The following is a 19,154-nucleotide window of genomic DNA, read 5'->3' as shown; positions in this document are numbered from 1 at the left end:
TTGTGGGGCGTTCGCCCCTGGGGCACTTTAGGGCGCTGGTGAGGAACTCGTGAAGATGTTCGAAGATGTGACGGACGGTGCCGGAGGAAATTCCTCGAGCGGCGGCAACTCTTCACGGCCCGGCGGCCACTGACAGGACGTAAGCCCGCTCCTCCCCGTTTCCCGTAAGGATCCCCCGTGGCAGCTCCCTCCCACCGCCGGTCCCTCCGCACCCGCCGCACCCTCGTGGTCTCGGCCGCCGTCGTGGCCGCCGGCGTCGGTGCCGGTGTCGTCGTGATGAACGCGAACGCCTCGGCCGCGGACCTCTACCACCAGACGCTCGCCGCGAAGGACGGCTGGGCCTCCTCCGGCACGGGCACCACCGGTGGCAGCAAGGCCGACGCCGCACACACCTTCACCGTCTCCACCCGCGCCGAGCTCGTGAAGGCGCTGGGCTCGGCGTCCGACACCACCCCCCGGATCGTCAAGATCAAGGGCACCATCGACGCCAACACGAACGACGCCGGCAAGAAGCTGACCTGCGCCGACTACTCGTCGGGCACCGGCTACTCGCTGTCCGCCTATCTGAAGGCGTACGACCCCGCCACCTACGGCCGTTCGAAGCTCCCCTCCGGCACCCAGGAGAAGGCGCGGGCCGCCGCGCAGACCAAGCAGGCGAAGAACATCGTCTTCAAGGTGCCCGCCAACACCACGGTCGTGGGCGTGCCGGGCACGAGCGCCGGGATCACCGGCGGCATGCTCCAGATCCAGAACGTGGACAACGTCATCGTCCGCAACCTGGCCTTCTCCGCCACCGAGGACTGCTTCCCGCAGTGGGACCCGACCGACGGCGACGACGGCAACTGGAACTCCAACTACGACTCGGTCACCCTGCGCGGCGCCACCCACGTGTGGGCCGACCACAACACGTTCACCGACGCCGCCCACTTCGACAGCTCCAACCCGAAGTACTACGGCCGCGAGTACCAGATCCACGATGGCGCCCTCGACATCACCAAGAGCTCGGACCTGGTGACCGTCTCGCGCAACCAGTTCACCAACCACGACAAGACCATGCTGATCGGCAGCAGCGACAGTGAGCCCAGCGGCAAGCTGCGCGTCTCGCTCCACCACAACATCTGGAAGGGCATCGTCCAGCGCGCCCCGCTGACCCGGGTCGGCCAGGTGCACATCTACAACAACTACTACGACGTCACGACCCTCAACGGCTACGCGACGCAGTACAGCATCAACTCCCGTGCCAAGGCCCAGGTCGTCGCGGAGAACAACTACTGGAAGGTCCCGGCGGGCGGCAAGATCGCGAAGCTGCTCAGCGGAGACGGCACCGGCTCGGTCAAGGGCAGCGGCAACCTCGTCAACGGCACGGTGACCGACCTGGTCGCCGCGTACAACGCCGCGTCGTCGAAGGACCTCAAGACCACGGTCAACTGGACCCCGACCCTGACCGCCGGCCTCGAGTCCTCGGCGAAGGACCTGCCGACGTCGCTGGCGACGACGACGGGTGCGGGCGTGCTCAAGTAGCACCCGAGACGCGTGAGGGCCGAGGAACCACGAGCCCCCGGCCCTCACGTTCGCGCGGGGAGCTTGACCGCCTGCGCCAGGCGGGGCCGGCCGCGCGCGGGGGGCCGTTCAGCGCGGAATCACCCAGCCCGGTGTCCAGGTCCCGGCGGTGTCGTGGCCGGCCGTCGTGGCTGCCAGGTGGGTGCGGAGGGTGGCCAGCGCCGGGTGGGGGTTGTCGCGGTGCCAGAGGAGCGAGTGCGGGTAGACGGGCGTCGGGTCGGTGACCGGGATGCGGCGCAGGCCGTGGTCGGCGGGCCAGATGAGGCGGGTGTGCTCGCCCATGAAGGTGGCCAGGGCCGGGGTGTCGGCGATGGTGTCGAGGAGCGCGTCGGAGCCGAAGTTGGGGCCGGTCACCTCGATGGTGAGGCCGAACTCGGCGACGAGGTCGTCGTAGTAGGCGGCCCACTCGCTGCCGGGGACGATGCCGGGCATCCAGATGCGGTGCCCGGCGAGCTGAGCGAGGGGCACCGACCGGGCACCCGCCAGTGCGTGGGCTGGGCCGGTGAGGAGTTGGAGCGGCTCGTCGAGCACCCGCACGGACTCGATGTCCGTGGGAAGGGGCAGGCTGGGAGCGGCGACGGCGCGGAAGGACGCGTCGATCGCACCGGAGCGGATGGCGGCGACGGCCGTCTCGATGTCGAGCAGCATCACCACGTCGAGGTCGATGTCGGGGTGTGCGCCGTGGAAGCCGCGCATCAGGCCCGACTGTGCGCCGCGCGAGCCGATCACGTCGACGCGCAGCGGACGGCGGCCGGGGCGCACGGACGCGCCCGCACGCTCGGCGACACGTAGCAGCTCGCGTGCGTGGGGCAGGAACGCCTGCCCGTCGATGGTGAGCTCGGCGCCGCGTGGGGCACGGGTGAACAACCGCACACCGAGGTCGTGCTCCAGCGCGGCAATGCGTTTGGAGACGGCCTGCTGGGTGATCGACAGGTCGACGGCGGCCTTCTGGAACTGGCCCGCTTCCGCGACGGCGACAAAGGTACGCACTGCTTCGAGCTCCACGCCGACCCAGCTTAGTGAACAACCGGTGGTTGTGGATTGCTGGCGGGTCAGTTGTTTGACCTGCCGTTGTCCTGCCCGCTTACCTCTCCTCGGTCAACGTCGGTTTGTTCGGTCGGGACCTCAAGGAGAGTGCGCTGAGCATGTCGGGCAGGAGACGGTTGGGCCGGCGGTTCGGCTGGCTGTGGGCGTCGTACGCGGTGAGCGCGTACGGGTCGGGGCTGGGGTTCGGGGCGTTGCCGCTGATCGCCGTGCTGGTGTTGCATGCCGGCCCTGCCGAGGTGTCCGCGCTGTCCGCGGTGGGGCCCGCGGTGGGTGCGCTGATCGCGGTGCCGCTCGCGCCGTGGGTGGAGTTCCGGCGCAAGCGCCCGGTCATGATCATGATGGACCTGGCCCGGTTTGCGGCCATGGCGACGATCCCGGTCGCCTACGCCTTCGGATGGCTCGGTTTCGTCCAACTGCTCGTGGTCTCGGCCGTGGTCGCCGCAGCGAAGATCGCCTTCAACGCGGCCGGCGGCGCCTACCTCAAGGCCCTCGTGCGGCCGGACGACCTGCTCGTCGCCAACGCGCGGTTCGAGTCCACGAACTGGAGCTCCATCGCGGTCGGACCACCGCTGGGCGGGGCGGCGATCGGCCTGTTCGGGCCGGTCACCACCGTGGTGGCCGACGCGCTCAGCTACCTGCTCTCCGCGCTGGGCATCACCGCGATCCGCGACCAGGAAGAAGCGCCGCGGACGACCGACAAGAGCCCGCTCCGGGCGGGCGCACTGTTCGACGGCTGGCGACACATCATGGGCCACCCCGGTCTGCGGCCGCTCTACCTCAACCAAATGCTCGTCTCGGGTCTGATCATGGCCACCGAGCCGCTGCTGGCCGTGCTCCTGCTTCGCCGGCTCGGGTTCCCACCCTGGCAGTACGCCCTCGCCTTCGCCGCCCCCTGCCTCGGCGGACTCATCGGCTCCCGGCTGGCCCGCCGTGTCGTGGCCCGCTTCGGCCGGCGCCGGGTCTTCCGGACCGTCGGCACCCTGCGTGCCATCTGGCTGATCGGTCTGGCCTTCGTCCGTCCCGGTGTCGTCGGTCTCGTCACCGTGATGGCCGTCGAGCTGGCGATCATCATCAACATGAGCCTGTACGGCCCGGTGCTCGCCACCTACCGGCTCGAACACACTCCCAAGCATCTCGTCGCCCGCACCCTGTCGGCCTGGTCGATCGGCCAGCAGGCGTCCATCGCAGTCCTCACCGCACTCGCCGGGCTGCTCGCCGACGTCACCAGCCCACGCACCGCTCTCACGGTCGCGGGACTGCTCATCCTGACCACACCACTCCTGCTTCCCCGACAGGACCAGACGTGGCAGCACGAGCCGGAACTGTCCCGCAGCCACTCATGAGGCACCACGACTTCTCCGAACGCCACGCGCCCCGCTGCCCGGTGACACCGGGCAGCGGGGCGCGTGGGCATACGGCCCGAGTGCCCTTACGCGGCCGGGGCGCCGCCGAAGCGCTCCTTGTAGGCCTCCAGGTCTTCGTCCGTCAGCTTGGCGAAGAGGACCGGGGGGACGGTGAAGGGGGTGCCGGCCGGGACGGAGGCGAGGGTGCGGGCCTCGTCGGCGGTGACCCAGGCGGCGGTGTCGTCGGTGAGGGTGAAGGCCTCACGCATGGTCTTCGCCGTCGACGGGATGAAGGGTTCCGAGACCACCGCGTAGAGGTGGATCAGGTTCATCGCCGTACGGAGGGTGAGGGCCGCGCCGTCCTTGTCGGTCTTGATCTCCAGCCAGGGGGCCTTCTCCTCCAGGTAGGAGTTGCCCGCGGACCACAGGGCGCGCAGGGCGGCGGCCGCCTTGCGGAACTGGAGGGCCTCCATCTGGGTCTCGTACTCCGCGAGCAGCTCGGTGATCTGCTCGCCCAGCCTGGCCTCCGCCTCGCCGGCCGCGCTGCCCGCCGGGACCTCCTCGCCGAAGCGCTTCTTGGAGAAGGACAGGACGCGGTTGACGAAGTTGCCCAGGGTGTCGGCGAGGTCCTTGTTGACCGTGGCCGTGAAGTGCTCCCAGGTGAAGGACGAGTCGTCGGACTCGGGCGCGTTGGCGATGAGGAAATAGCGCCAGTAGTCGGCCGGGAGGATGTCCAGGGCCTGGTCGGTGAAGACGCCCCGCTTCTGGGAGGTGGAGAACTTCCCGCCGTAGTACGTCAGCCAGTTGAAGGCCTTGACGTAGTCGACCTTCTTCCACGGCTCGCGCACGCCGAGCTCGGTGGCCGGGAACATCACCGTGTGGAACGGGACGTTGTCCTTGGCCATGAACTCGGTGTAGCGGACGGTGTCGTCGGCCTCGTACCACCAGGACTTCCAGTCCCGGTTCGCCGGGTCGAGGTCCGCCCACTCCTTCGTCGCGCCGATGTACTCGATCGGCGCGTCGAACCAGACGTAGAAGACCTTGCCCTCCGCCGCCAGCTCCGGCCAGGTGTCGGCGGGGACCGGGACGCCCCAGTCCAGGTCACGGGTGATCGCGCGGTCGTGCAGCCCCTCGTTCAGCCACTTGCGGGCGATGGACGAGGCGAGCTGCGGCCAGTCCTCCTCGTGGCGGGAGACCCACTCCTCGACCTCGTGCTGCAGCTTGGACTGGAGCAGGAAGAGGTGCTTCGTCTCGCGTACCTCGAGGTCCGTGGAGCCCGAGATCGCCGAGCGGGGGTTGATGAGGTCCGTCGGGTCGAGGACGCGGGTGCAGTTCTCGCACTGGTCGCCGCGGGCCTTGTCGTAGCCGCAGTGGGGGCAGGTGCCCTCGACATAGCGGTCCGGGAGGAAGCGGCCGTCCGCGGGGGAGTAGACCTGGCGGATCGCCCGCTCCTCGATGAAGCCGTTCTCGTCGAGGCGGCGGGCGAAGTGCTGGGTGATCTCGACGTTCTGCGGGCTGGAGCTGCGGCCGAAGTAGTCGAAAGCGAGCGCGAAGCCGTCGTAGACCGCCTTCTGCGCGTCGTGCGCCTGCGCGCAGAAGTCCGCCACGGGGAGGCCCTGCTCCTTCGCGGCCAGCTCGGCGGGGGTGCCGTGCTCGTCGGTCGCGCAGATGTAGAGGACGTCGTGGCCGCGCTGGCGGAGGTACCGGGAGTACACGTCCGCCGGGAGCATGGACCCCACCATGTTGCCCAGGTGCTTGATTCCGTTGATGTACGGAAGGGCGCTGGTGATGAGGTGTCGAGCCATCGGAGGCTGCTCCCAGGTCGGTGGTGCGTCGGTTGGTTCTTGTGAGCCTTGAAATTGAAATCGTAGCCGACATGGGTGGGCCGCCCGCCTCCCGTTTTACGGGGTGGGAGGGGGCGGCCCGATCACTGTGTGTCGCCTGCGGGCGCTACGGGCGCCAGCCGGCCAGAACGCCTTCGTAGAGCTCCTGGTCGGTGAGCTCACGGGGGGTGGGGCCCGCGTGGAAGAAGGCCGTGTTGGCCGTCTTCAGCTTGCGGAGGTAGTCGAAGGCCTTGTTGTCGTGCTCACCGAAAGCGACGAAGGAGAAGAACAGGGTGGGGTGGTTCTTCTCGGCGTCCGTGAGTGCCTGGGTGGCGGGGGTCTTGGCGTCGGGGGCGCCGTCCGTCTGGAAGACCACCAGGGCGGGGGTCCGCCCGTGCTTCTCGTGGTGGCCCGCGACGGCCTCGACGGCGGCGTGGTAGCTGGTACGGCCCATGCGGCCGAGACCGGCGTGGAGCTCGTCGATCCTGTTCTCGGGGTCGGCGAGGGTGAGGTCGGCGGTGCCGTCCAGCTCCGTGGAGAAGAAGACGACGTGGACACCGGCCTCGGGGTCCAGATGGGCCGCGAGGGCGAGGGTCTGGTCGGCGAGGGCCTGGGCGGAGCCGTCCTTGTAGTACGGCCGCATGGACGCGGAGCGGTCGAGGACGAGGTAGACGTGCGCACGGGTGCCGGTGAGGCCCTGCTTCTCGAGGGCGTCGGCGGCCGTGCGGTACGCGGTGGCGAGGTGCGGGGGCACGGCCGCGGGCCGCTCCGCGGGCTGCTCGGACTGGTCGGGCTGCTCGGACTCCGCGGCGACGGGCTCGGCGGCGACGGGCTCGGCGGCGGGCTCGGGCGTGGGAGCGCTTTCGGCGGCGGGCGCGGGGGCCGGTTCGGGCTGTGCCACCGGCTCGCTCACGTCAGCGACGGCGACGACAGGCTCGGCCTGGACGTCGGCCTCCGGCTCGGCGGCGGGCTCCGGCTCGGCGGTGGCCTCGTCGGCCTCCGGCTCGGGCCCGTCTTCCGTGATGACCTCGGCCGTCGGCTCGGCGGCGGGCTCCGGCTCGGCGGCGGGCTCCGGCTCGGCGATGGCCTCCGGCTCGGTGGTGGCTTCGGCGGTGGCCTCGGCCGTCGGCTCGGGCGCCTCCTCCGTGGTGGCCTCGGCCGCCGACTCCGGCTCGGCCTCGGCCTGCGGCGCGGCGACCGGTTCCTCCTCCGGGGCCTGGGCCTCGGCGTCGGCTTCCGCTTCCGCTTCCGCTTCCGCCTCGGCTTCCGGCTCGACGGCGACCGGCTCGGGCTCGGCGTCCGCCGCAGCGGCAGGCTCCTCTTCCCCGGCCTCGGCCTCGGCCGTGTCCGCCGCCTTCGTCTCGGCTTCCGGTGCAGGCTCGGCGGCTTCCGTCACCGCCTCGGCCTCGGCCTCCGCCTCCGCCGTCTCGGTATCCGCATCCGCATCCGCATCCGCATCCGCATCCGAGGCAGGCTCCGCAACTGCCGCCTCCTCCACCACCGGGGCGGGCTCCGCCGCAGGCTCGGCCTCGGCCTCGGCCGCGGGTTCCGGGGTCCCCCCGCCCTCCGTCGAGCGGGTCGGCTTGGGGACTGTGATGTTGTCGAAGGCCGCCGCGACCAGTTCGTGTTCCCTGTCCTCCGCCGTGCGGGGCTCGGGGATCTGGGCGGTGGAGGGAGCGGCCTCCTTGGCCGCAGCCGGTTCGGTTTCCTGCCGTGCCTCCTGGGGCGCGGGCTCCTCCCCCGAGACAGCGGGTTCCTGCGAAGGAACCTGTTCCGCACCCTCTGCCTCGGCGGTGCGCTCCTTGCGTGAGCGGCCGAATGCGTTCCGAAGGCGAGTGAGAATGCCCATGCGCGCAACCCTTCGCGTGAGTTGAAGCCCGTCAATCCCTGGCCAGGACGGACACGTAAGGTTAGCGGCCCCAAGCGGCGATCTTGGGCAGGGGTGAGTACGGGGCAGCGGGGTGTGTCAACAGTGCCTCCCGGCCATCCCCGCCACGCCACCCAACTCGCGCGCGGCCACCGGGGATTCACTTCTCGTTCATTCGGCCGCCGCGCCTGCGCACATGCGTGCCCCTACCGTCACGCTCACACCAAGGGAACGCAAGGGGAGAGTAAAGGTGCGCAAGCTTCTGCCGTTGATCGGAACTCCTGACCAGTCCCACCCCGGCGGACGCTCCGCCATGACCTGTCTCTACCGGTGTGGTGACGCCTGTTTCCACGAGGTGCCCAACACCAGCGACAACGAGTACGTCGGGGACGTCATAGCCGGCGCCCTCAGCCGCCGCGGCATGATGCGCGCCGCCGCCGTCGTCTCCGTCGCGGCCGCCGCGGGAGCCGTCGGCGTCGCCGGTGCGCTGCCCGCCGCCGCGACCCCGCAGACCCCGCAGACCACGCGGAAGAAACCCGGCGGCGCCCGCGGCCTGCGCTACGACTCCGTCGCGCCGAACACCGCCGACGCCGTCACCATCCCCGCCGGCTACCGGCAGAACGTCGTCATCCGCTGGGGCGAGCCCATCCTGCGCGGCGCCCCCGCCTTCGACCCGGACAACCAGACCGCCGCCGCCCAGGCCGGCCAGTTCGGGTACAACAACGACTTCCTCGCCCTGCTCCCCCTCCCGGGCGAGCACCGCAGGCAACTCCTCGTGGCCAACCACGAGTACACCGACGAGGTGCTGATGTTCCGGGGGTACGACCCCGCCAACCCGACCCGGCAGCAGGTGGAGGTCGCCTGGGCCGCGCACGGCCTCGGCGTCGTCGTGGTCGAGGAGGACCGGCGGACCGGCGCCCTGACCGCCGTAAGGAGGCATCCGCTCAACCGTCGTGTCACGGCCACCACCGAGTTCAGGCTGACCGGCCCCGCGGCCGGATCCGCGCTGCTCCGGACCTCCGCCGACCCGACCGGCCGCAAGGTCCTCGGCACGCTCAACAACTGCTCGGGCGGGACCACCCCGTGGGGCACCACGCTTCACGGCGAGGAGAACTTCAACCAGTACTTCGCGGGCGGCACCCGGACGACCGACAAGCGGTACGGGCTGGGCACGGGGGCCACCGAGCGCAAGTGGGAACGGTTCGACAAGCGGTTCGACGTCGCCCAGGAGCCCAACGAGTCGCACCGCTTCGGCTACGTCGTCGAGCTCGACCCGTACGACCCGACCTCCACGCCCCGCAAGCGCACCGCGCTCGGCCGGGTCAAGCACGAGGGCGCCACCGTGCGGCTCACCGACGACGGCCGGCCCGTCGTCTACACCGGGGACGACGAGCGGTTCGACTACTTCTACAAGTTCGTCGGCAGCAAGAAGATGCAGAAGGGCGGCGGCAGGGCCGCGCGTGAGCACAACCTCACCCTGCTCGACGAGGGGACGCTGTACGTCGCCAAACTCACCGGCGACTCGCCCGCCATCGAGATCGACGGGAGCGGGAAGCTGCCGGCCGACGGCGAGTTCGACGGGAGCGGGGAGTGGATTCCGCTCGCCACCGCCACCGCGCACGGTGCCGTCTCGCACGTCGAGGGCATGACCGCCGAGGAGGTCTACGTCTTCACGCGCCTCGCCGGCGACAAGGTGGGCGCGACCAAGATGGACCGGCCCGAGGACATCGAGCCCAACCCGCACACCGGCAAGGTGTACGTCGCCCTCACCAACAACACCAACCGCGGTGTCGGTACGAACGCCACCGCCGACGAGGCGAACCCGCGCACCGCCAACAAGCACGGGCACATCCTCGAGCTGACGGAGCGCCGGAACCGGGCGGAGAGCACGGAGTTCGCCTGGTCGCTGTTCCTCGTGGCCGGCGACCCGGACGACCCGGCCACCTACTTCGCGGGTTTCCCGAAGGACGACGTCAGCTCGATCTCCTGCCCGGACAACGTGGCCTTCGACCCGCACGGCAACCTGTGGATCTCCACCGACGGCAACCAGCTCGGCTCGCACGACGGGCTCTTCGGGGTGGCCACGCGCGGCCCGCGGCGCGGGGAGCTCAAGCAGTTCCTGACCGTGCCGACCGGCGCCGAGACCTGCGGCCCGCTCGTGCAGGACCGGCGGGTCCTGGTCGCCGTGCAGCACCCGGGCGAGATCACCGGCGCGACCGTGGACGACCCGGCGAGCGTCTGGCCCGACGGGCCCGGCAGGATCGTGCGTCCGGCGGTCGTGGCGGTGTGGCGCGCGGACGGCCGCGACATCGGGGTCTGAAAACCTGACCGGCGGCTGTCCGGGTGAGGTGATCGCCCGGGCAGCCGCGCCCGCCGTCTCAGCGGCGCGGTGTCACCGGAACTCCCGGACGACCTCGATCGGGCCGACGATGTGCGCGTTGAACTCCTCCAGCTCCTCGGCGGGCACCCACAGCTCCAGGATGGTCTCTCCTCCGGCCTGCCGCACCGGATACCGCTCCAGGAACTCGCTGTCGACCTCGAACCGCGTCACATATCCGACCCCGGACGCGGGCACGTTCCAGTCCCGCGCGATCCGCACCGCGTAGTCCTCGTTGAGGACCGGATAGAAGATCGGCTGCTCGGGCAGCCGCGGCGGCCAGGCCGTCCACCCGGAGGCCTCGACGAGCGCCAGCTCCTCGGGGCCGGTGGGGCGCCAGAGGGTCGTTGTCCTCTTCTTGGTCATGGGAGGGACGGTAGAGGTGGGGGCGGCCTGCCGGCGAAGAGGTTTCGTCCACACCGCGCGATCCGCTTCCGCCCACGGGGCGCCGGTGACCTGCGGTCAGGCCTGGACTCGGGTCGGCTCCGGAGGCGGAGCCGGCGTGGGCGTTGCGGACGCTCGCCGGCGTCGTAGCCGGCGGGCTTCCCGGGCGTGGCCGGTGAGCCAGGTCGCCGTCGCCACCGTCAGGCCGAGGCCGAGGAGGAACCAGGAGGTCGTGCGCAGGGTCGTGGTGAGGGCGTCGTAGACCGCGCCGGCCGCCGGGCGGTGGGCCGGGTCGGGGAGGTCGGCGAGGGTGAGCCGGCGGCCGATGGCCAGGGCCAGGGCGAGGAACGCGCCGCCGAGCGCGGTGCCGAGGGCCGTCGCGGTGACGGCGCGGCGGCGGCAGGCGGCGACGGCGATGCCGGTGGCGGCGAACACGACGGCGGCCAGGGGCAGCCAGAAGCCGGCGACGTCGAGCACGTGGTAGCCCTTCCGCAGTGAGGCGAGGTCGTCGGGCGGGAGGAGGGCCACCCGGGTGTGTTCGATCGGGATGCGTTCGGCGAACGGGACGTGGTCGACCGTCATCTGGTGTTTCAGGGGCGTGGTGACGGTGGCGAGGTCCATCGTCACCTCGTGGTCGGCGCCGTCGTCGTCGTTGAGGGCGCGCATCACCGCCGTGTGCGCGGCCTCGTTGCCCGCGTCCCACGCTGTGCGGTAGGCGCGGGTCGAGGTGAACGAGCGGACGGCGTCCCGCATGAACAGCGGGCTCATCCCGGACTCGCGTGCGACACCGTCACCCACCGTGTCCGCGACGGCGTCCCGGACGGCGGGGTCGGAGGCGAGCGGCGCCATCGTGGTGACGTAGCTGCGGGTGTCGGTGAGGCCGTACGCCGCCCAGGCCGCGAGCGCGCCGAACGGCACGAGCAGGCAGGACAGGGCGATCAGGACGGCCGAGAGGGCGGTCCGCAGGCTTCTGGACACCCTCCCAGGCAACGGCGTGGGGGCCGGTGGGCGCGAGTCCATGTCGGCCGTACGGGTGTACGGGACGGCGCCCTCCGGTGGAGGGTTCCCCCGAACGGGTGTTTCCTGGTGCTGGGGAGAAGGAGGCCGATCATGCGCAGTTCTCCGGCCCTGCGGACGCTGTCCGCGGTCCTGCTCACCGGTGGCGCCTTCGCCGCCGTGACGACCGGAACCACCGCCGCGGCCCTGCCTGCGAGTGGCGGCGACGGCCCGGTCGTCGGCACCGTCGTGTCCCGCGGTGAGCTGAACGTACGGCAGCAGCCCACCAGCCACTCCGCCGTGGTCGCCGCGCTCGCGCCCGGCAGCCACGACCGGGTCGAGTGCAAGGTCAAGGGGCAGAGTGTCCACGGCACCCCCTACTGGTACTGGCTCCGCGGCGCGCAGGGCTGGGCGAGCGCCGCCTTCGTGGACACGCGGGGCGCGCGGGTGCCCGACTGTGCCGACCCGTGCCCGCAGTGGAAGGACGGGCACTGGATCAACTGGGAAGTCAGCGTCTCGGGCTCCTGGAGCTTCAGCGCCTCGGGGACCGCCGAGTCCTCGGGGACCTCGGAGACCTCGTCGGGTGACTGGGAGTGGATCCCGGTCGGCCGGTGAGTGGAGGGATGAGGGAAAGCGTGGGCCCCGGCGCACAACGCCGGGGCCCACGCGCCGCTGTGGCGGGAGGTCAGCGGATGCGGTGTCCCTCCGCGTCCTCGTGCGTGTAGTAGCGGTAGAACGCGGTCACGAAGGCGGACGCCGCGACCGCCAGTGCCCAGCCGGTGGAACGCAGCACGCTCGCGCCGGTCTCGCTGTAGAGGAAGCCGAAGGCGCAGCCCGCGAACGCCGCCCACAGCCCGGCGTGCAGCTCGCGCGGCAGGCGCGGCGCCATGTCCGCCACGGCCATCCACAGTGCGGCGAAGACGATCGCGGCGACGAAGCCGAGCAGGACGTTCCAGCCGGTGATGGGGCCGCCGGAGCGGTTGTTGGCCGCCGCCCAGTAGCCGAAGACGAGCCCGAGGGCGACCGGGACCGCCCACCGCGCGATGCGGTGGGTGCGTGCGCTGAAGATGTCGGGTGTCCGGGACGCCCCGGCCCGGGCCCGCAGTGCGGGTGCCGCGTGAGCCATGAGAGCACTCCTCTCTCTCCTCGCCCCCGCCTTCCAGAGCACACCTGGGCGGACCCGGTGGCAAGTCGGATACGCCGATTTTCCCGGGGATTCCGGCGGCGGGCCCGGATGCGGGCGGTCCCGCCCCGTGTTTCGCTGACGTCATGACGCACGGCCCCATGACGCACGGCTCCGCCAAGAACGGACGCATGAAGATCATCCTCTTCGGCGCCACCGGCATGGTCGGTACCCGCATCGCCATCGAGGCCTCGGCGCGCGGGCATCTGGTGCTGGCGGTGAGCAGATCCGGGCAGTCGCCGATCCCCGGGGTCGCGGCCACGGCCGCCGACGCGTCCGACGCGGCCGAGGTGGCGGAGCTGGCGCGCGGCGCCGACGCGATCGCCTCGGCGTGTGTGCCGCCCCGGGACGGTACGGACCCGCGCGAGCCGTTCCTCGCGCTGAACCAGGGGCTCGTGGCGGGTGCGCGGCAGGCGGGCGTGGGCCGGCTCGTGGTGGTCGGCGGGGCGGGCGGCCTGGAGGTCGCGCCCGGGCGGGCCGCCGCCGACCAGCCCGGCTTCCCGGAGGCCTATCTGCCCGAGGCGAACGCCCACCGTGACGTCCTCGCCTACTACCGCAGCCTCGACGACCTGGACTGGACGTATGTGTCCCCGGCCGCCGAGATCGCTCCCGGCGAGCGCACCGGCCGTTTCCGGACCGGCGGTGACGCGATGCTCACCGACGACGAAGGCCACAGCCGGATCACCGCCGAGGACTACGCGGTGGCCTTCGTCGACGAACTGGAGCGGGACGCCCATCCGCGCAGCCGGATGTCCGTCGCCTACTGAACTCCCTCGCCCGGCCGGTGGCGTTCGTCAGGGACGGCATGCCGTGGCACTGCAGGGGGCGACGAACGCCCCGTACGGGGACGTTTGCAGACCTGGGGCCCGCCTTCGCGGCAGCAGCGGTTACGGTGCTGAGGTACCTGATCGTCGGGGGAGGGGACCATGCCCGGAACCGTGTTGCTGCTCGCGGCCTCACCCGTGGGCAAGGGGTGTCTCGTGGACGCGGCGTCCGTCCTCCCCGTGCTCGCGGCCGTGCCGCCCGCCGTGCTGGCCGGCACCGACACCGCGAACGTGGTGGAGCTGGCCGATCCGCTGGAGCCGCAGGCCGTGCTGACCCGGCTGCGGGCGGCCGCGGCGGCGGGCGGGCCGCTGACCCTGTACGTCACCGGGCAGCTGCAGCTCGACCGGCGGCAGCGGCTGCCGCACCTGGCGCTGGCCCGGACCACCCCGTCGACCGTGCGGTACACCGGGTTTCCCTGGCACTGGTTCCGGGAGGAGCTGCGGCTGCGGGCGGCGGGGACCACGACCGTGCTGGTCGATCTGCACGCGGACGCGGAGGCCTGGGAGTGGCTGCGCGGGAACGTGCTGGAGTGCGGGCCGACGGTCGCGGTGTACGGGCGGGTGGCGCCGCCGCGGGGGCGGCGGACGGTGGCCGCGCCCACGTACATGAAGGCGGTCGCGACGATACTGCGCAGCGGGGGGCGGCCGCAGGACGAGCGGCTGCACCAGATGGCGCTGGGGCGGATCGCCGGGGAGGGCGAGGTGGGCGACCTGCTGCTGGGCGGCGCTGCCACGGCGCGCCCGCCGGTACCGGGCCAGGCGGGAACCGCCCAGGCCGCGCAGCCCGTCCAGACCGCTCGGCCTGCGCTGCCGGTTCAGGCAGTTCAGCCGGCTCGGACGGATCCCCACACCGCCATCTCCACCGCCGTCCGGTCCGGCAGGCACGCCGACGCCGATGCCCTCGCCGCCCGCCTGGAGCATGAGGCCGCCGCCGCGCACGGGGTGGGGTCCGCCCAGGCGCTGCACTGGACCGAGGTGCGGGCCGATCTCGCGATGTTCGCCGGGGACGCCGAGCGCAGCTGCCGTACCTGGATGGCGGTCGCGGCGGCGCGGCTGACCGCGGGCCAGGCGGCGGACGCGCCCGCGGTGGAGGCGGCCGTGGACCGGGCGCACCACCAGTGGGGCCGGATCACGGACGTGGCACGGGCCCGTGAACTGGGCCCCGCACTCGCCGAGTTGCGCGGCCGGGTACCGGGGCGCCGGGAGGGCGCTCTGGACGATGTGCAACGGCAACTCAGGCAACTGCAGACCCAGGCCACATGACGGACCGGCGCCCGGGTTCTAGTGCCGCGGCAGGCAACGTTTGCCCGTCAAGGAGCGGCGTCCGGCGCGTGCTCCCGGCGTGCCGGGTGCAAGCCCTCGTACTGGATGTACTTGGGCTTGTGCCCGGTGCGGCGAGAGTGCGTGCAGGGCGTCGCGACGGGGCGAACGTTGCCTGCCGCGGCACTAGCGGTCCGCCGCCTGCTCCTGGGCCGCCGGGGTGGCCGGCGCGGTGTCCGTCGCTCTGGCCGGGCCCGTGTTGGCCGCGGCGATCAGGGCCGTGGCGGCGAGGACGGCCGCGGTCAGGGCCCGCAGGAACGGGCGTCCGTGGTGGGCGGAGCGGCGTCCGAACACGGCAACCTCGCAAAACGTCGGCAAACTACGGCTGACGACACTCATGTATTAAGCACGCTTAATTCGCCGTTTAACCTAGGGCCTGCGATAGTCCAACGGCAAGAGGCACAGGGGGAGTTGGGGGAAGCAAGGCGTGGGAGAACGGGATGAACCGGAGGTCATCGGACGGCGCGTGCAGCGACTGCGCGTCGAACGAGGGCTGACACAGCGGCAGTTGGCGGAACCGACGTACACACCGGCCTATGTGTCCACCCTGGAGGCCGGGCGGGTGCGGCCCTCCGACGAGGCGCTGAAGCACATCGCCGAACGGCTCGGCGTGGACTTCGACGAACTGGCGACGGGACGTTCGGCGCGACTCGTCACCGACCTGCGGCTGCGGCTGACCGAGGCGCAGCGGGCGCTCGCCACGGGGGAGGCGGTGGAGGCGGCCGCGCAGTACACCGTGCTGCTCACCGAGTCCGAGCAGCACGGCCTGGTCGATGAGCAGGTCACCGCGCTGCTCGGCCTGGGGGAGAGCCAGATCTCCGCCGGTGACCTGGAGGAGGCCCGCCTCTCCTTCGAGCGGGCGGAGGCCTGCCTCGGGGACGCGCCGCTCCCGGTCCGGGTGCCCGCGCTGCGGGGGCGGGCTGTGGCCCACTACCTCGCGGGTGAACTCCGGTATGCGGTCTACCTGTTGGAGTCCACGCTCGATGAGCTGAACCGGGGTGGACTGCACGACCCCGACGCGCTGCTGCTGCTCTACGCCTCCGTCATCGGCCCGTACATGGACATGGGCGCCCACGCCCGCGCCGCCCAGGCCGCCGAGTTCGCGCTCGCCCTCGCGCCCCAGGTGGCCGATCCGGCGCTGGTCGCCCGGATGCACCGCTCCGTCGCCCGCACCCTGCTCGCGGAGGGCAGGCTCGCCGAGGCCGACGCCTCGCTCGCCAAGGCCGCCGAGCTGTACCGGCAGCTCCAGTTGCGCACCGAACTCGCCAACTGCCACTGGATGCGCGGCTACGTCTACGCGCAGAACGGCCAACTCAAGCACGCCGAGGAGGAGTTGAAGGAGGCGCAGGCCATGCTCGCGGCCCAGCGCGCCGCCCTCTACGGCAGCCAGGTCGCCGTGGAGCTGGCCGACGTACTGCACCGCAGGGGCAAGTCGGAGGAGGCCGCGGAGCTGCTGCAGGGCGTCCTCGGGGACCTCTCGTCCGAGCGCGGCGCCGTGCACTCCGCCGGGGCGCACCGGCTGCTCGGCATCATCGCCGAGGACGCCCGCGACACCGAGGCGGCGGAGGAGCACTATGTGCGGGCGCTGAGCCTGCTGGAGCGGGCCGGCGCGGCGGGGGACCTGGCCGACCTGTGCCGGCTGCTGGGGGACCTGTTGCGCCGCACGGGACGGGTGGAGGCCGCGTTGGACGCGTACCGCACCGGCCTTGGCCACCAGACCGCCCCGGGCACGACGACCCTGGGCCCGGCCCCGGCCCAGCCCCCGCTGTAGCCGCCCTTACGATGATCGCGGCAGACGGCCGGCACACGACGACAGCGGTGGTCGACTCATGGACCGGAAACTCACGGACCGGAAACTCACGGACCGGAAACCGATGGACCGGGAACTGGCGGTCGCGACGGAACTCGCCGAGTGGGCCGCGGAGCGGATCCGCCGCCCGCGCGCCACGGACGACGTACGCGACGTACGGGAGAAGGCGGGCCCGGCCGACATCGTCACCGCCACGGACGAGGCGGTGGAGACCCATGTCCGCGCCGTGCTGCGCCGCGAGTTCCCCGAGTACGGCATCGAGGGCGAGGAGTACGGCGTCCACGAGGGCAGCCCGGGCGCCCCGCACTGGCTGATCGACCCGGTGGACGGTACGACGAACTACGCGCACGGCATCGGCTGGTGCTCGTTCTCCCTGGGCCTCGCCACCGAGGAGGGCGCCCCGCTGCTGGGCGTGGTGGCCGACCCCTGGCGCCACGAGATCTTCACGGCCGTCAAGGGCGGCGGCGCCCGTCTCAACGGCCGCCCCGTCCACGCCGCCGCCCACTCCACCCTGACCGGCCATGTCTTCCTGACCGAATGGGCCGCCCACGCCCACTGGCCCGGCATGGACGACCTGCTGCGGGAGCTCGCCGCCCGCCACTGCACGGTCCGTGTCATGGGCTCCACCGCCCTGTCCCTGGTCCAGGTCGCGGCGGGCCGGGCGACGGCGGCGGCGATCGGCGAGTTCCACCCGGTGGACGGCCTGCCGCCGCTGCTGATCGCGACGGAGGCGGGCGCCCTCGCGATCCCCGAGCTCCCGCCGTACGACACCCCGCTGCTGCTCACCGCACCGGGCGCGGCGCCGGAGGCGACGGAGCTGTGGTACCGGACGGTCACCGGGCGGGGCGAACGGCCTCCGCTCCGCTGACCGCGAGGCGGCCCACAACCGCCCGGCGCGGCGCCGGTTGCCCCCGCGGGCGGCGGGTACCCGGCGGGCGTCACGACGGCATGTGGGGAGGTGACGGCCGTGGCTGATCCCGAACGGGAGCGGATCGCCGCGGTGATCGCCGAGGAGGTGCGCGGCGCCGGGCCGGGCGAGGTGCCGGAGCGGCTGTGCGCCGCCGCGGTACGGCTGCTGCCGGTGAACGGCGCGAGTGTGTCGCTGTGCGGCGAGGGGATGCCCGTACCGCTGAGCGCGAGCGGAGAGCGGGCCGCGTACCTGATGGAGGTGCAGGCCACCCTGGGCGACGGGCCGTGCCTGCGGGCCGCGCAGACCGGGGCGCCGGTGTTCGCCTCGGACCTGACGTCCGGCCGCGACGCCTCCCGCTGGCCGGTGTTCGCCCAGCAGGCGGCCGCCGCCGGGGTGCGCGCGGTGTACGCGCTGCCGCTCGGCGACAGCTCGCTCTGCGTCGGCACCCTCGACCTGTACCGGGAGGCCCCGGGTGAGCTGGCCGGCGCCGAGGTGCGGACGGCGCGGCTGGTGGCGGAGGTGCTGACGGCGGCCCTGATGACGCTGCCGCAGCCGGACGAGGACGGTCTGCGCCCGCCCGGCGACGAGCCCTGGCTGAGCGTCCTCGCCAGCGACCACGACGTGGTCTACCAGGCCGTCGGCATGGTGATGGCGCAGCTCGGCGTCGGCGCGGACGAGGCACTCGCCCGGCTGCGGGCCCACGCCTTCGCGCACGGCCGCACGGTGCTCGACGAGGGCCGCGACGTGGTCGACCGCCGCAGCCGCTACGACACGCCCTGATCCGGGCAGCCCACCCGGCTCACACCTGCACCCGCCCCTGCCCGCGCACGTCCGCCAGCCGGCGCACCCCGAGCTGCACGGCCGCCTGCGTCGCCGTGTTCGGTACATCGCCCAGACCGCCGTTGGTCAGCGCGAACGCGTCCTCGCCCGCCCGGACGGCGGCCACGTCCAGGGAGAGGACGGTCGGCTCCCCGTCGGCGTTGTCCTCGGCGGTCCCCCACAGCGTCAGCGTCACCCGCAGCCCCTGCCGGGCGTCCCCCACCTCCGGCAGCGGCAACCCGGTCACCTGGACGTCCTCCACGATGCCGTCCCCCGCCCCGGCCGTGAACCGCGCGCACTTCTGCGGCAGCGACTTCAGCCAGGCCAGTGTGCGGTCCACCTCCGCCGGGCGCCGGCCGGTGAGCTGGTAGCGGAGCTGGGCCGAGGTCTCCGGGTTGTCGAGGCCGACGGCCGTGCGGGCGGGGGCGCCGAACAGCTCGTCGGAGTAGAGGGCGTCCAGCAGCTTCTGGCACTCGGCGACGGACGTGGTCGCCTTCAGCAGACCGTCCCGCCAGGTCGCCGCGCCCCGGGTCGGGGTCCAGGGCGCCCCGAGGTCGGTGTCGGTGATGAGGGCCTCCTGCGCCTGGCTGTCGCTGAGGGCGGGCGTGGTGGCCGGCGCGGCGGGTTTCGAGGTCGACGCCTGCACGGTCGGTTCGGCGGGGTCGGCGGTCGGCGGGTGCTCGAGTCCGAGAGCGGCGCACCCCGTGACCGTCGTGAGCAGCAGCGAGGAGGCGAGGAGAGCGCGGCGGGTCATCGAGGGGTGCCTCCTGACGTGGGGATACGGTCCTCCTCCCACGGCAGCACCGCCCGTGCCGGCCGACCAGCGCGGTGGGCCGTGCGGGTGACCGGCGTACGGAGAACGGCCCACGAAAACCGGTCGCGTGCCGCCCG

General features: G+C 72.5%; 17 protein-coding genes. 9 read left to right on the top strand and 8 right to left on the bottom strand.

What is annotated here, in order from left to right:
• The first annotated feature begins 177 nt into the window (after positions 1-177).
• Positions 178-1,521 (top strand): pectate lyase family protein, encoded by a 1,344-nt coding sequence (locus ABT057_RS37235; RefSeq protein WP_352348319.1) that lies wholly within the window; start codon positions 178-180, stop codon positions 1,519-1,521.
• 108 nt (positions 1,522-1,629) lie between these two features.
• On the opposite strand, the gene ABT057_RS37230 is transcribed toward ABT057_RS37235, so the two are convergent.
• A complete protein-coding gene (locus ABT057_RS37230) occupies positions 1,630-2,565 on the bottom strand; it encodes a LysR family transcriptional regulator (RefSeq protein WP_352348318.1) in 936 nt (311 codons plus the stop codon).
• Positions 2,566-2,705: 140 nt separating this feature from the next.
• Between ABT057_RS37230 and ABT057_RS37225 the strand changes: the two genes are divergently transcribed.
• On the top strand, positions 2,706-3,950 hold the full coding sequence (locus ABT057_RS37225) for an MFS transporter (RefSeq protein WP_352348317.1): 1,245 nt from the start codon (positions 2,706-2,708) through the stop codon (positions 3,948-3,950).
• An 86-nt stretch (positions 3,951-4,036) separates the two neighbouring features.
• Here the strand turns inward: ABT057_RS37225 and metG are convergent, their stop codons facing one another.
• Positions 4,037-5,755: a methionine--tRNA ligase gene (metG, locus tag ABT057_RS37220; protein WP_352348316.1), complete on the bottom strand. Its 1,719-nt coding sequence runs from the start codon at positions 5,753-5,755 to the stop codon at positions 4,037-4,039.
• A 145-nt stretch (positions 5,756-5,900) separates the two neighbouring features.
• Positions 5,901-7,622, bottom strand: coding sequence for a VWA domain-containing protein (locus ABT057_RS37215; RefSeq protein ID WP_352348315.1), 1,722 nt, complete (start codon positions 7,620-7,622; stop codon positions 5,901-5,903).
• Positions 7,623-7,890: 268 nt separating this feature from the next.
• Here ABT057_RS37215 and ABT057_RS37210 point away from each other — a divergent pair, with 268 nt between their 5' ends.
• Positions 7,891-9,960, top strand: a complete 2,070-nt coding sequence (locus ABT057_RS37210; protein WP_352348314.1) for a PhoX family protein — start codon at positions 7,891-7,893, stop codon at positions 9,958-9,960.
• A gap of 72 nt (positions 9,961-10,032) precedes the next feature.
• On the opposite strand, the gene ABT057_RS37205 is transcribed toward ABT057_RS37210, so the two are convergent.
• A complete protein-coding gene (locus tag ABT057_RS37205; RefSeq protein ID WP_352348313.1) occupies positions 10,033-10,383 on the bottom strand; it encodes a hypothetical protein in 351 nt (116 codons plus the stop codon).
• A gap of 96 nt (positions 10,384-10,479) precedes the next feature.
• The gene (locus ABT057_RS37200) at positions 10,480-11,379 is read right to left on the bottom strand and encodes a hypothetical protein (protein WP_352348312.1); all 900 of its coding nucleotides are present in this window, start codon (positions 11,377-11,379) and stop codon (positions 10,480-10,482) included.
• Positions 11,380-11,511: 132 nt separating this feature from the next.
• Between ABT057_RS37200 and ABT057_RS37195 the strand changes: the two genes are divergently transcribed.
• Positions 11,512-12,012 (top strand): SH3 domain-containing protein, encoded by a 501-nt coding sequence (locus ABT057_RS37195; RefSeq protein WP_352348311.1) that lies wholly within the window; start codon positions 11,512-11,514, stop codon positions 12,010-12,012.
• 70 nt (positions 12,013-12,082) lie between these two features.
• Here the strand turns inward: ABT057_RS37195 and ABT057_RS37190 are convergent, their stop codons facing one another.
• Positions 12,083-12,523 (bottom strand): hypothetical protein, encoded by a 441-nt coding sequence (locus tag ABT057_RS37190; RefSeq protein WP_352348310.1) that lies wholly within the window; start codon positions 12,521-12,523, stop codon positions 12,083-12,085.
• Between the two features lie 188 nt (positions 12,524-12,711).
• On the opposite strand from ABT057_RS37190, the gene ABT057_RS37185 reads away from it, so the two are divergent.
• Together ABT057_RS37185 and ABT057_RS37180 are read left to right on the top strand one after the other, a co-directional pair.
• Positions 12,712-13,347, top strand: a complete 636-nt coding sequence (locus ABT057_RS37185) for an NAD(P)-dependent oxidoreductase (RefSeq protein ID WP_352348335.1) — start codon at positions 12,712-12,714, stop codon at positions 13,345-13,347.
• Between the two features lie 159 nt (positions 13,348-13,506).
• Complete coding sequence (locus ABT057_RS37180) at positions 13,507-14,667, top strand: hypothetical protein (RefSeq protein ID WP_352348309.1); 1,161 nt, start codon at positions 13,507-13,509, stop codon at positions 14,665-14,667.
• Positions 14,668-14,850: 183 nt separating this feature from the next.
• On the opposite strand, the gene ABT057_RS37175 is transcribed toward ABT057_RS37180, so the two are convergent.
• Entirely contained in the window at positions 14,851-15,018 is a 168-nt protein-coding gene (locus ABT057_RS37175; protein ID WP_352348308.1) for a hypothetical protein, read from the bottom strand.
• A gap of 133 nt (positions 15,019-15,151) precedes the next feature.
• Between ABT057_RS37175 and ABT057_RS37170 the strand changes: the two genes are divergently transcribed.
• The 3 genes from ABT057_RS37170 (at position 15,152) to ABT057_RS37160 (ending at position 18,224) form a co-directional block, all read left to right on the top strand.
• Entirely contained in the window at positions 15,152-16,495 is a 1,344-nt protein-coding gene (locus ABT057_RS37170) for a helix-turn-helix domain-containing protein (protein WP_352348307.1), read from the top strand.
• A 58-nt stretch (positions 16,496-16,553) separates the two neighbouring features.
• On the top strand, positions 16,554-17,402 hold the full coding sequence (locus ABT057_RS37165) for an inositol monophosphatase family protein (RefSeq protein ID WP_352348306.1): 849 nt from the start codon (positions 16,554-16,556) through the stop codon (positions 17,400-17,402).
• A gap of 99 nt (positions 17,403-17,501) precedes the next feature.
• Positions 17,502-18,224, top strand: coding sequence for a GAF and ANTAR domain-containing protein (locus ABT057_RS37160; RefSeq protein WP_352348305.1), 723 nt, complete (start codon positions 17,502-17,504; stop codon positions 18,222-18,224).
• Positions 18,225-18,243: 19 nt separating this feature from the next.
• Here ABT057_RS37160 and ABT057_RS37155 read toward each other — a convergent pair whose 3' ends face one another.
• Positions 18,244-19,017: a hypothetical protein gene (locus tag ABT057_RS37155; protein WP_352348304.1), complete on the bottom strand. Its 774-nt coding sequence runs from the start codon at positions 19,015-19,017 to the stop codon at positions 18,244-18,246.
• Positions 19,018-19,154: the final 137 nt, after the last annotated feature.

This window comes from Streptomyces sp. NPDC002588 (genome assembly GCF_040295925.1).
Lineage (GTDB): Bacteria > Actinomycetota > Actinomycetes > Streptomycetales > Streptomycetaceae > Streptomyces.
Note: the sequence above shows the minus strand (reverse complement) of the source record. Positions and strands in the feature narration are given on the sequence as shown.

Bases quoted from the DNA above. Each gene is read 5' to 3' on its own strand.
- ABT057_RS37190 (WP_352348310.1), bottom strand. From the start codon at position 12,523: ATGGCTCACGCGGCACCCGCACTGCGGGCCCGGGCCGGGGCGTCCCGG.
- ABT057_RS37185 (WP_352348335.1), top strand. From the start codon at position 12,712: ATGAAGATCATCCTCTTCGGCGCCACCGGCATGGTCGGTACCCGCATC.
- ABT057_RS37155 (WP_352348304.1), bottom strand. From the start codon at position 19,017: ATGACCCGCCGCGCTCTCCTCGCCTCCTCGCTGCTGCTCACGACGGTC.
- ABT057_RS37195 (WP_352348311.1), top strand. From the start codon at position 11,512: ATGCGCAGTTCTCCGGCCCTGCGGACGCTGTCCGCGGTCCTGCTCACC.
- ABT057_RS37205 (WP_352348313.1), bottom strand. From the start codon at position 10,383: ATGACCAAGAAGAGGACAACGACCCTCTGGCGCCCCACCGGCCCCGAG.
- ABT057_RS37165 (WP_352348306.1), top strand. From the start codon at position 16,554: ATGGACCGGAAACTCACGGACCGGAAACTCACGGACCGGAAACCGATG.
- ABT057_RS37215 (WP_352348315.1), bottom strand. From the start codon at position 7,622: ATGGGCATTCTCACTCGCCTTCGGAACGCATTCGGCCGCTCACGCAAG.
- ABT057_RS37180 (WP_352348309.1), top strand. From the start codon at position 13,507: ATGCCCGGAACCGTGTTGCTGCTCGCGGCCTCACCCGTGGGCAAGGGG.
- ABT057_RS37225 (WP_352348317.1), top strand. From the start codon at position 2,706: ATGTCGGGCAGGAGACGGTTGGGCCGGCGGTTCGGCTGGCTGTGGGCG.
- metG (WP_352348316.1), bottom strand. From the start codon at position 5,755: ATGGCTCGACACCTCATCACCAGCGCCCTTCCGTACATCAACGGAATC.